Annotated in this window: 9 protein-coding genes; 3 read left to right on the forward strand and 6 right to left on the reverse strand. The window is 55.0% G+C overall.

The window, feature by feature from the left end:
- Window positions 1-5: 5 nt before the first annotated feature.
- The 3 genes from CAF92_RS09435 to CAF92_RS09445 all read right to left on the reverse strand — a co-directional run bounded on the left by CAF92_RS09435 (window position 6) and on the right by CAF92_RS09445 (window position 5155).
- Complete coding sequence (locus tag CAF92_RS09435; protein WP_085600470.1) at window positions 6-1532, reverse strand: hypothetical protein; 1527 nt, start codon at window positions 1530-1532, stop codon at window positions 6-8.
- Window positions 1529-2281 carry a hypothetical protein gene (locus CAF92_RS27630; RefSeq protein WP_256573714.1) on the reverse strand — a complete coding sequence of 251 codons (753 nt, stop codon included), beginning with the start codon at window positions 2279-2281 and terminating at the stop codon, window positions 1529-1531. Before CAF92_RS27630 ends, CAF92_RS09435 begins: the two co-directional genes overlap by 4 nt.
- Window positions 2282-3694: 1413 nt before the next feature.
- Window positions 3695-5155 (reverse strand): DNA cytosine methyltransferase, encoded by a 1461-nt coding sequence (locus CAF92_RS09445; protein ID WP_085600475.1) that lies wholly within the window; start codon window positions 5153-5155, stop codon window positions 3695-3697.
- Window positions 5156-5946: 791 nt separating this feature from the next.
- On the opposite strand from CAF92_RS09445, the gene CAF92_RS09450 reads away from it, so the two are divergent.
- On the forward strand, window positions 5947-7089 hold the full coding sequence (locus CAF92_RS09450) for a DUF3883 domain-containing protein (RefSeq protein ID WP_085600477.1): 1143 nt from the start codon (window positions 5947-5949) through the stop codon (window positions 7087-7089).
- Window positions 7090-7223: 134 nt separating this feature from the next.
- Here the strand turns inward: CAF92_RS09450 and CAF92_RS09455 are convergent, their stop codons facing one another.
- Together CAF92_RS09455 and CAF92_RS09460 are read right to left on the reverse strand one after the other, a co-directional pair.
- Window positions 7224-7493, reverse strand: coding sequence for a DUF3077 domain-containing protein (locus CAF92_RS09455; protein ID WP_085600479.1), 270 nt, complete (start codon window positions 7491-7493; stop codon window positions 7224-7226).
- 165 nt (window positions 7494-7658) lie between these two features.
- Window positions 7659-7901: a hypothetical protein gene (locus CAF92_RS09460; protein ID WP_085600481.1), complete on the reverse strand. Its 243-nt coding sequence runs from the start codon at window positions 7899-7901 to the stop codon at window positions 7659-7661.
- Between the two features lie 539 nt (window positions 7902-8440).
- On the opposite strand from CAF92_RS09460, the gene CAF92_RS09465 reads away from it, so the two are divergent.
- On the forward strand, window positions 8441-9109 hold the full coding sequence (locus tag CAF92_RS09465; RefSeq protein WP_085600483.1) for an HD domain-containing protein: 669 nt from the start codon (window positions 8441-8443) through the stop codon (window positions 9107-9109).
- 728 nt (window positions 9110-9837) lie between these two features.
- On the opposite strand, the gene CAF92_RS09470 is transcribed toward CAF92_RS09465, so the two are convergent.
- A complete protein-coding gene (locus CAF92_RS09470; RefSeq protein WP_085600485.1) occupies window positions 9838-10875 on the reverse strand; it encodes a sensor domain-containing diguanylate cyclase in 1038 nt (345 codons plus the stop codon).
- Window positions 10876-11088: 213 nt separating this feature from the next.
- On the opposite strand from CAF92_RS09470, the gene glsB reads away from it, so the two are divergent.
- Complete coding sequence (gene glsB / locus CAF92_RS09475; RefSeq protein ID WP_046614057.1) at window positions 11089-11997, forward strand: glutaminase B; 909 nt, start codon at window positions 11089-11091, stop codon at window positions 11995-11997.
- Window positions 11998-12020: the final 23 nt, after the last annotated feature.

Here is a 12020-nt window from a genome sequence, read left to right on the forward strand (position 1 = left end):
GCATCCTAGCTGGCTTGCTTTACGGGGAAGGGAGGAAGCAGTAGCATGCCGCTTTCGGCATCGGGACTGTCGAGCACTAGACCAAGCATTCTCAACTGATGACCTAAGTCATTCCTAGCTATGTCATGCTTATCCACGATCAAGCCGTAGGCCTCTAGGTGTTGTCCGAGGCGGTGGACCGAGCGGGGCCCTCCCATGCCGGCTAGCGAACAGTGAACCAAAGCCAGCACGGCAACCGGACCTAGGGATACGACCCATGGGCTGGCTGGGCTGTTGCCTTTCTTCTTCAGGATGTATCCCTGATCGTACCCTTTCAGTAGGGGGGCGGCAGCTTGGCGTTGACCAAGGACATGTCGCGCAAACTCCAGCAAGTTAGAACCTATGCCCTTTTTGCACAGCAGCGCTCGAGCTTCTTGTTCGCGCAAGTCGGCAATCGTCTGCAGCGTCCCTAGGGCAGTGAGTGCTGCTTTGTGTGTGTGGGCATGCCGGCAAAGTGCAATAATGTCGGCACTTGAGGAAAGGTGACCAGAATAGGGGGCGCCAACCTGATCTAGCGACCACAGCAGTGCATTTATCCCTAGTCGGGCATTTAGGTAACTTGAAACCTTGTCCTTGATGCCTTGAAGTGCCTTGCCGCCATAACCCATGTATTGAGGCGTTTGAGGAAAAAGGGCCCGTCTTGCTTCCTGTTCACTGGAAGGCGTGACTCCATCTGTCAGCGCGGTCCAAAGGCAGTTCCATGTTCTGGAGTGGACATCACATAGCCATATCACGTGAGATGCGGCTGCCAAGCGGATTACTGCTTCGAGCAAGCTAGTCCACTGTCGGCGGGTTATGGAGCCCTTGGCTTGTATAATGGCTTCTAAATCCTTAGTAAATCGCTTGGCTGGGAGAAAGGAAATTTCTTGGAAGTCCGAGATCTCCAGTGTTGTCAGTTCATCTTCAGGAATGGGCGAAAGTTCCCATGTACTCGCAGCGGGAGTCCAGGCCAATATTTCCTGATCGAGCCAACGCGCAAAGATATCATCTTCGTCGGTAACGCTTAATGCGTTAAATAGCTTTTGCCAAAGTTGCTGTGCAGATCTCCCATCCTTGGAGCCTAAGCAGACCATACGACGTATCAGGCTCCCCGCAGGCCAAGAGTTACTACTCAATCGAGCGGAACCTGAGAAGAGTGCTGCACCAGGTACGACAGGCGTGACTTGAAGGAAGCGCTTGGACGATTGATTGGGAAGCTTGGGGCTTTCAAGGATTCCATGGAGAACCGTGTTCCAGGCTTCTACGCCGACCACAGCCCCTGTTGGTGAGGGTTGGCGCTTCTCGCGAAGCTTTTGAATATGCTTGTCTAGGTCACGCCCCGCCTGAGGGACGCTGCCCTCGCTGGCTGATGCGAATCCTATGGTTCGGTAGAGTGATGCAATCAAGACTTCAGAACTTGCATATTCTGGGGCTGGGCTAATAGCCAGGCAAGATTTTTGGTAACTAGGATGTGACAGGCGCCACGGGGCCTGCTTGAAGTCTGCTAGGCTCATACGCCGTCCTCCTTGCCTTCAACGAATCCGTTCCAAGAGCGCGCTACTATCGTCCCATCAGCGCCGACACGGATGCGGGCATCCTCAAGCAGTCCTTTATCTCGGACAATTGGTCCAGAGAGACGGGCTTTTGTCGTGTCTAGTAGGGCAACGACTGTACGTGGTAGTGAAGCAGGAGAGAGACCTCGCTCCAGCTCCTTCACTGCCTTAAACAAGTCATAAGTAAGGGGAACAGGCTGGGCTGACTGTCCTTGTCCGACCTGTAGATAACAAATAGGAGGGTGGGGGCGTCCGTTGATGTTCTGGGGCGGCATTCTGACAGAGCTCTGCTGAACTACCAGCGTTGCTTGACGTTGTCTTGGAGGAAGTGGCTGGCCGAAGGTTGTTGTTAGCGACACCTCGAACTCCTTTCCATTGTTCAGCAGCTCTTTGACTTGCCTGACCACTTCAAAAAGGTGTTGCTGTTTATCGCTATCCTCAATAACTTGCTGGAATGCCTCTAAGATTGGGGCGTCCGCGACTATGGCTGATCTCGTGCAGATGCTGCGTCGGACTAATCGGCAGGAAAAGTCGCGAAGAGTATTCTGGACTCGGTTAGCTGCTGCAGGCCTTTTGCGCCGAATAATCGGTGATGAAAGCATCATCTCCGCTCTGGAAAGGCGCCTCAATAGCTCAAGTTCGTTTGATGATAGTATTTGATACTTGCGAATAAATTCGATACCGCCTGCAATCGAGCGGCTGAATCGCATGTCCAGATCACCAAGGATGACTGTACTTCGGCTGCTCACTGCAACTTCACTGTCAGAGCTTGCGAATGCAGGGTCTAGTGTACCGACTAGCCCTTCTAGCAAGGGAGCAATTGTTGCTGGGAGAAATTGGCCTTTGCGTTCCGCAAGGAAATAAACAAGCCCTGATAGGGTTCTACCTTCCTCGTTGCCGAGCTCCTTATCTACGCCGAGGTCCCTAAGATCTCGGCGTAGAGAGGTGGCAGTGCTGTTGTCCCAGCTGTGGAATAGTGCGTGCTGATAGCTTGACATCGTCAGGTCAAAGAGGGCAGTAAGCGATTGTTTCGTAGGCTTTCTCGCCGTGAGGGTGCCCTGATCAAAAGCTACAAGATTCGCGGCCCACTGGCACGGACTGGATTGGTTTGAGGCTGCCGCTGAGCTTTTGCTAGCTGGGTGATGACCGGCTAATAAGTAGGAAGTGAGGGAGAATAGGTCTCGGAAACTCCACCGTTTGCCAGTGGCTAGCTCATACCAACGGAGTATTTTGAGCAGGGCTGCCCTGTGCTCATCTCGTACTAAAATAGCTTGGCTAGAGCAGAAGGGGCACTTGTCGCCTGCAGGGCAGCTCCCTTTCTCGGGCCACAAGTCCGAAGCTGTGGCTTGATGCAAGAGTGTTTCAGCGGGTGCCACTGGCTCATTGTCTGGTTTGACTAAAAGCGACTCAGCATCCATAGGCCAGACCGCTACGGATGGATAACCTTCAAGCGGCCAGCATGAGGGGGCGTTATGCGCTAGACTGACTGCCCGAGTAATGGCTTCGAGAAGTTTGCGCCCCTCTTCCAGTCCCTGGTCTATAGCATGGATTAGGGCATCATCCAGAACTCCGCGGTTCACACAGCAAAGATAAGCTTGCGAAGGAGGCCCATTTAGTAACTTTGTAAGCTCGTCTATGAGAAGGGCAGGGGCAGTGTCTCCGTCGTGTCCACCAGTGGCGGACGCATCTTGGACGACCTCGAGACAAAATTTGCCATCAAGTTTGGAGATACTGCCAGCATCAATCCTTACCAGTCGTGGAACTGCGGAGCCTGTTGAAGGGTGGAAAGCTTTTGATAATTCTTGGACCAATCGACCGTCGCAACCGAGGCTGTCATCGAGCCAGCGGATGGTACACTCGATCGCTTCAGTCTTCCCATTACCAGGGCCGCCCACTAGCAGAACAATTCTGGGGGCACTCGAGGCTTCTGTAGGAAGCTCCCGGGCCCAGGTCTGGAGGCGGGACAAAAGGTTTGTCCACAGTAATTGCTTGTTGGGCTGACCGCTGTTCTCATCCAGTAGTCGTTTGACCCCCCCGGAGTGATGGCCCGCCCAGTCAACAAGCGCAGCAGGGTACTGCGCTCCATTCAGTTGGGAGCTATCCATTCCCTCAACTCCTATGTGTTAAGCAGTGGCTACTAAGTTTTCTTTTTTATCGCACTTATTATGTTGTGTGGCGAGCGCAATGGCTTCGTCCAGCATTGCCTTGATAGCCATGCCGACGGCTCGTGCTAAGTAAGGTGGTACTGCGTTGCCCACTTGAGTATAGCGCGGACACTCTTTCGTTCGCTGGCTACCGCCAGTGGTGAATTTTCCACGGAACTGATACCAGTCTGGGAATGATTGCAGTCGGGCGGACTCCCTAACGGTCAATATTCGAGGTTCTTTGTAGTGAAGAACATCGTCTGGTAATGTCGTTATTGTGGGGGCAGGAGCACTAGCCTGCATTGGGTAGATGCGATGTTTTTTCAGCCCGTAAATTTCACGTATTTCAGCATTCATCCGTACGCCTTTGGTGCATCTAGGATCATTAAGAATCTGCTGAAATCTAGCCTTTACTTCCGGTTTGTGTCTGGCGAGACGTAGGCTATCGACCGGTCCGTCGCAGCCCTTATGCATGAGCTTTTGGAATGCCGTTAGTGGGCCTGCATAAGCAATCTCTTCAAAATATTTCCGAGACTCAGGGTCTGTGCAGGGTTTTGTGCCCCCGCGGCCTATCTCCATATCAGAGATAGCATCTTCGGCTTTTACAATTTCGGGGAGATCGAGATCTCTTAGCTGCTGCAGGCGGGCAACTTCTAGCAGCTCAAAAGCGCGAGATACTCCTCCTTCAAGATGGTGAGCCAAATCTTTTCTTAGACCAATGACTATCAAGCGTGGTCGTTTTTGGGGGACACCAAATAGAGAAGAATCAACAACCTTGCCCAGGACTTGATAACCAACCTTGTCCAAGCGATCTACAAGCTTGTCGTAGTAAGACATAGGTTTAATTGAGAGCCCTAACTGCTTCCATGTCTTTGCAGCGTGCGCTACTTTCATCCCCGGGACGTTTTCCAGAACAAGGGCCGATGGTCTAACCGCTTGTACCATCTCTACATATTTCTCGAACAGTTTGTTTCGAGGGTCAGATTCGTTCCGCTTGCCCGCAAAGCTGAAGCCTTGGCAGGGAGGACCACCAGCCAGAACATCGACTGCTCCTCTCAGTTTTGCAAGGTCAGCCGGGTGCTTCTCAAGGACCTCATCAATTCCCCAGGCTTTTTTGTCAAGCCATGACGGCCAGGTGAACTGGTTGACCGGTACAGCCCTTCCCTCAAGCAAATTGGCGGACAGAGTCGAGAAAGCCATCTTATCGCGTTCGATGGCAAAAACCCCCCTCATCCCCGAAAGCGAAAGGCCAAGCGATAGGCCGCCACAGCCTGCAAACAAATCTGCAAACCTCAACGGCTGCGTGGAGGAAGGAAGTGAGGGGAAGTCTTGGATTTTCATGGGCTCCTGCCCGGAGGCATCGAGATTAAGAGGGAGCAGCGCCTGAAAGGGCTCTTTGCTAGAGCCCACAGAGCTATTTTGAGAGGTTGCCTTCTCCATGAAGCTACTCCGCACCCGTGTGGTTCTGAGCTAAAGGAATCATTGGTGTGCTGCCTCAGCAGGCCTACTTGAGGCTCAAACGGTGAATGATGGATTGTCTGAAGCGCGAACGCAATCCTTTACTGCCTATGGTCGGTACGCGCATACCCAGCCTGTTTTTAATGTAACCGCTTGATTATTATGCTTTTTTAGCTTTTAACTCCATTTTGACATCATGTTTTCCCGCAGAGGTTCTGGGGGGTGCTGATAGTGTATATATGTACAGTGCCCGTTGCTAGTACTCAAGCTCCTTTGTTTCCGGTTGTTTCGAGCACGCCATGTCAGAATCACGCAACCCCGATGCGCTTGATGGCTAGGTATGTGGCTGGCGGAGTCGTGCTTCCGAATGAACTGTTAAGTACCATCTCAGTAGCGGGTTAGGTTCAGCTTCTTTATCGAACCATGACGAAATTCTTGGGGGCATGATTTGGGCCCAGTTGCGGTCACCGGCGAATTGTTCACGGACATGCGCCAGACGGGTGATGTCGACGAGCTGGGTTGAAGTGGTGGGGGCACGAACCGTGTTGTTTGAGCCACAGTTTTGCGCTCATTGCAGATGCTCGGCACCATACCTCCTATCAGACGAAATGAGAAAGGTCATAGGTATATTCTGAGGGACTTGATGACTTGGACCGGCGTCCGGGATAGGCGAATGAGGCTTTGCTAGCAGGCTGTGGCATCTTCTGCGGCTTGATTTTGTGTAGGAAAAAACTGAGAGTGGAGACGAAAATTACCGCAAGGACGCATGCCAGATGCCTCATCTTTCCCTCCTGAAAAGCCCCGCCGCAGTACAGGCTGCAATGGATGAATTTTCTCATCTGGGACGGGGGGCGTTCCTCAAACGCTATGGCTTCGGTAAGTCCAGAGACTACATGGTCCGCAACCCTCGAACCGGAGAGCCATGTGACTCCAAAGCGATCGTGGGTGTAGCCTTTGGTAAGCAGTTTCCTAATCAAGGCGTACTTAGGGCCGAGGATTTCTCTGGCGGTGAAATTACCGTCGTTCCGCTGCTCCGGGCTTTGGGTTTTGACGTTATACGGATTGGGGAGGATTGGACGGAAAGTGAAGTCCACGCGACGGTGGCTGACTATTTCGAAATGCTCCGCTTGGAAGCAGATGGCGCAGCCTTCAACAAGTCCGGGCACAACGAGATCTTGCGCAAGCAGCTGAAAGGGCGAAGCAAAGCGTCCGTAGAGCTTAAGCACCAGAACATCAGTGCTGTCCTCGCAGGTATGGGTTTGCCTTTTATCCAAGGCTACAAACCGCGTGGCAACAGCCAATTGTTATTACGCAAAGCTGTCCAGGATTACCTGCTTCGATATTCTGGAGATGTGAGCAAGATCGTCGATGTGTTGGAAGAGGTGAAGACCCCGGCACAGAGATCCTATTCGGCCGCGCTAGTCGAATCTCCGATTATGGCGGAAAGGCAAAAGCTGGTTGCGCCGACCCGTTTACGAGAACGCCTACCGCGCAAGCTTGACTACGCCGCTCGGGACGAAGCGAATCGCAAACTTGGGCGATTGGGCGAGGGCTGGGTGATTGGCTATGAGCAGCACCGCCTGAAGGAGATGGGCCATCCTGAGCTGTTCCAAAAGTTGGAGTGGATCTCGGACACTCAAGGCGATGGCGCTGGCTACGACATTCTCTCGTTTGATAGCGATGTTCTCCATCGCTATATCGAGGTGAAGGCGACCAATCGGGACATCGCATCCTCGTTTATCGTTAGCCAAAATGAACTGGAGTTCTCTGCGGAAGCGGGGGATCAGTTTTATCTGTACCGGGTTTTCCAACTTAGCAGCGAGCCGAGACTTTTCATTTTGCGAGGTGATTTGTCGAGCCAACTGTATTTAAAACCGTTGGACTATAGAGCCAGCTTTCGCGAGCACTTCAGGTAGTGCGCGCTCAATTGCTGCGTAATGGACGAACCTGTCTGATCTGACGCTTAGATTGCAAGGGCCGCTTGGCGGCCCTTCGTGGGAAGGTCCATTCCTTCAAACTGACGGATTGGTCCTGCGGTAGAACCTCCTCATTACGGGTTCTTCATCATGCCCAGCTCGGCATCATCCATCAGCGCCTTAGCCAATGCGCAGAGGTAATGCGATGCCCAGATCAGCTGAGGTTTGTCTTCCATCAAGCCGTCCAGGGTCATATCCCGTGCGTAGCCCATAAGCTCCGAGGCTTGTTCGCGGGCGCTCTGGCAGGGGATGCCGGCTTCGATGCGGAACAGCGGATGGGTCTGGTTTTCACCTTGGTAGAAGGTGGTTTTGCCGACGGTGAATTTGGTTTCTTCTGTGGACATTGTTCAATTTCCCCGAAATCTCTCGTGCCTGGTCTGGCCTCATCGCCGGCAAGCCAGCTCCCACAAATACTGCATAGGCCTCGAGATTTGTGGGGCAGCTTAGATCCATGTGGGAGCCTTGCTTGCTGGCGATAGGGGCAGCCCAGGCGACACATAAATGAAGCCTTAGTGCAAAGTCCTAGGCTCAGTGGGCATTTGCACTTGGATCAGTGCGGACTCAAGCAAAGCTCGCAGCGTCTCCAGCTCGTGCATCGAGGCCATCATAAGAATCGACGCAGGCGATTTGGGCTGCAGCAGCATTGCCTGATGCACGACGGTCGCCGCGCATAGCGCGTAGTCCGTGGCTTGGATCAGGGTGTCTTCAAGGCAGAGAGTCTTGTGGGGAGGATCTGGAACGATCTTGAGCATGGTGAAGCTCCAACGTAGAAGGAGGAACTACCACGGCCATGCCGTCAAGCAATGGGTGGTAGCTGTACGCGGGTTGACGGACCGAGACGTTGGCACTCGGCGCACCACAGGGTGCCCGCACGTACAGCCACCATAAAAGTGTGCACATGAGGACAGCGTCATCGGTCCGTCAAAACCGGTCGCTGAATTGGCAGCGACGAGCCGAGACTAAAATCCACGTTGGTTATGTGCAACGAAAAACAGGCGCAGGGAGTATCTTTGGGAAATTGCCTACAGGGAAGGGGTTAATTCTGACTTTTTTTGCCCGTTCACCCTCACAGCATGCAACGCTGGCTGCTCTGTTAACGGTTTGTGGCTCTCAAAAAGCTTTCCACTCACGAATCCCTGTATCCAGTTATGTCGCGATGCCAACAAACGGTCCAGCATGGACTTTCGCTACTCAAGCCTTGAAACTGACCCGCTCGCATCTGGACCAAGGCTGGTCACGGGCCCGCCCCCTGCAAAGGACGCCAAGTAACAGCCCATGGAATGCACCGAAGATGACTATCGAAGCTTTTGCCCCTTTCCAGCGCTTTGCCGCTGACCTGCTGAAGTACCTACCGGCTGACCAGCCGGATGGCTCCCACGACCTGTCCCACATCCATCGCGTGTGGGTCAACGCGCAACGGATACAGCGTGTAGAAGGCGGCGACCTGGAAGTGCTGCTTGCAGCGACTGTGCTGCATGATTGTGTTGCGGTAGAAAAGAACTCGCCCTTGCGTGGGCAGGCGTCAACGCTGTCCGCACAAAGGGCGGCGTCAATCCTGGCGGATATGGACTGGCCGTTGCAGCGCATCGAGCAGGTGGCGCATGCAGTCAAAACCCACAGCTACTCGGCTGGCTTCGAACCACTCACCCTTGAGGCCAGGATTCTGCAGGACAGTGATCGCCTGGACGCTATAGGTGCAGTGGGTATCGCCCGGTGTTTTTACGTGTCTGGGCGAATGGGGTCGGCGCTGTACGATTTCGAGAACCCTGCAGCGTGGGGGAGGGAGTATCAGGACAAGGCGTATGCGGTCGAGCACTTTCATACCAAGCTGCTCAAGCTTGCGTCGGGTTTTAAAACTGCTGAAGGGGCTCGGCTGGCTGCTGAACGTCATGCTCGGCTTGAAGTGTTTCTTGCGGAATTCATGGATGAGATCGGGGCTAGCGGGGCAGGGTTGCAGTGACGGGGCTTGGGACGATTGGCAGGTTTTTTTGGCATGAGCCAGTTGTATTGGAACTGCCCACGACTGGATCGATGTTGTGGGTTGCTTTGGGGAATTAGCCAGGCCTTGGGCTTTGGGGCGGGTAGCTGTGGTGTCATGGGCCTGAGTGTTCTGTTTGGGCGGGGAAGAATTTAGCGTGAGCATGGCACCGGCTGCGCCGGTGTTCGCGGCTGAAGCCGCTCCCACATGGGGGACTGCTAATTCAGGGAGATATTTGCAGTTTTTGAGGGCGGGTTTGTCCGTGAAGTCCTTGTCGGCGATGCCATTCGCTGTGTTGGAGTCTTCGTGGGTATGTTGGACCGCGGCGGCGCCGATTCCTTAGAGGCTGGGTCCGTGCTTGCCGGTTGAGCCATCCGTGTGGCAACGCACCTCTGGGCTGGGCCTTCTTGTGCTAGGTTCTGCTGATCGACGAGTTGTGTGCAGTTTTTTGAGCGGGTTTTACGGTGGATGGCACGGGCTGCGCCCGTGTTCGCGGGCGCGCCCGCTCCCACAGGGATCGCGGTAACATTTAGAGTTTTTGCAAGGCAGTTGCTTTCATAGGGGAAGCGCAGGGTTTGAGCACTGTGTTTGCGGCCTTTAGATGATCCAGCTTTGGCGGCAAGGGCATGCCGAGCGGGGCGGGCTCTGGGGAATGAACAGCCGGGCTGACGTGCGAGAAGAGATGCCGTACAGCCCGGACCGTGCTCGGCTCAAAATGACGGGGCTACATAGACAACCCGATCACGCCCATTCTGTTTGGCGGTATAGAGCCCCTTGTCAGCACGTTCCAGTGCGTCATCCAGCCTTTCACCCTTGGCAAACAGGGTGCACCCTACGCTCACGCTCACCTTCAACGGGCCACAGGGTAACTGCATCGGGCTGGCACCCACCTGTTCGCGAATCCGCTCAGCAATCCGGGTCAGCTCTTCGCTGTCCTTGACCTGCAAAACAGCAACAAACTCCTCACCCCCATGCCGCACCACCAAGTCATCAGGGCGCAGTGCCGCACGCAGGCGACGGGCAGACTCGCATAGCACTTTGTCACCGCCGCCATGGCCGTACTTGTCGTTTATGGATTTGAAGTGGTCCAGGTCGGCATAAACCGCACCCAGCTGTAAGCCGTTCACCTCTGCCAATCGTCGTTCATGCGCTTCAAACGCCGACAACGCGCCGCGGTTCCACAGTTGTGTCAAAGGGTCGAGCAGGGCTTTGCGCTGCTCGCGATCCATTTCAAGCCGCAGATCGCGGTTCACCTGCGCCAAGGTGCGCAGCTGCAGGTATCCCTCGGCGAGCGTGGCCAGGTCCCTGAAGTTCGCTTGCTGAGCCTCGCTGAGCTCGCGTGGGCGCGGGTCGAACATGCACAGCGTACCGATGGCTTTGCCGTTACCTGCACGCAAGGGGTGGCCGGCGTAAAAGCGGATATAGGGCTCGTTGAGCACGAGCGGGTTGTCGACGAATCGCCCGTCGCACGTGGCGTCGGGCACCATCAGGGTACCCTCGCCGAGAATGGCGTAGCCGCAAAAGGAAATACTTCGCGTCGTCTCGCTTGCCTCAAGCCCTATGCGGGCCTTGAACCACTGTCGGTCCTGATCGATGAGGCTGATGAGAACGGTGTCCACATGGGCCAGGTCCTGGGTGAGCCGCACCAGGGTATCGAGGTAGTGCTCGGCTGGTGTATCGACCAGGTTCATTTCATCGAGCGTGCGCTGGCGAAGCGCTTCGTCAGCGGGTAAAGGGCAAGCTGGCATCTTTGGTCCTCCATTCCTTGGTTGGCTGCTTCGGTACCTGGCGGGGGCGTGTTCTATATACCGTCGAAACAAGCACAGCATAGGTTATAGCGTGGAGCCTTGGGCTGCAGGTGCGGCTGGCCATTTCTTGCCGAGAGTGTGATTTCTTTCGCTCGATCTTCGTCAAGAATGCTACCCCTTCGCCGTCGTCTGGGGACTGATACAGGGCCTTTCATGCAAACGCTGTTGAACGAGATTCTCGAAGAAGTACGTCCCTTGATCGGCAAGGGCAAAGTGGCTGACTACATACCTGCACTGGCCGATGTGCCGGCGAACCAGCTGGGCATCGCGGTCTATGGCAACGATGGTAGCTATTACTGCGCAGGCGACGCGCTGGTGCCGTTCTCGGTGCAGAGTATTTCCAAGGTGTTCAGCCTGGTGCAGGCGATTGGGCACTCGGGTGAAGCCATTTGGGAACGGCTTGGCCATGAGCCTTCCGGCCAGCCGTTCAACTCGCTGGTGCAGCTGGAGTTCGAGCGCGGTCGGCCGCGTAACCCGTTTATCAATGCGGGGGCGTTGGTGATCTGCGACATCAACCAGTCGCGCTTTGCGGCACCCACGTTGTCGATGCGCGATTTCGTTCGGCGGCTGTCGGGCAATCCCCATATCGCGATCGATGCCCGCGTTGCCGATTCGGAGTATCAGTTCCGCGCGCGTAACGCGGCCATGGCTTACCTGATGCAGTCGTTCGGCAACTTCCATAATGAGGTGGAGACGGTACTGCGCAGCTATTTCAGTTACTGCGCGCTGCAGATGAACTGCCTGGACCTGGCTCGGGCATTCTGCTTCCTGGCTAACGATGGGTTCTGCAAGCACAGTGGTGAGCAGATTCTGACCCGGCGCCAGACCCAGCAGGTGAACTCGATCATGGCCACTAGCGGGTTGTATGACGAAGCAGGGAATTTCGCCTACCGGGTGGGGTTGCCGGGCAAGAGTGGTGTCGGGGGCGGGATTGTAGCGATCGTGCCGGGGCAGTTCACGGTGTGTGTGTGGTCGCCGGAGTTGAATGCGGCGGGTAACTCGCTGGCGGGGATGGCGGCGCTTGAACTGCTCAGTTCGCGTATCGGCTGGTCGGTCTTCTGATCGGCGGGCTCGGTGGCTGAGGT

The organism is Pseudomonas sp. B10(2017) (assembly GCF_002113295.1).
GTDB classification, from domain to species: Bacteria; Pseudomonadota; Gammaproteobacteria; order Pseudomonadales; family Pseudomonadaceae; genus Aquipseudomonas; species Aquipseudomonas pudica.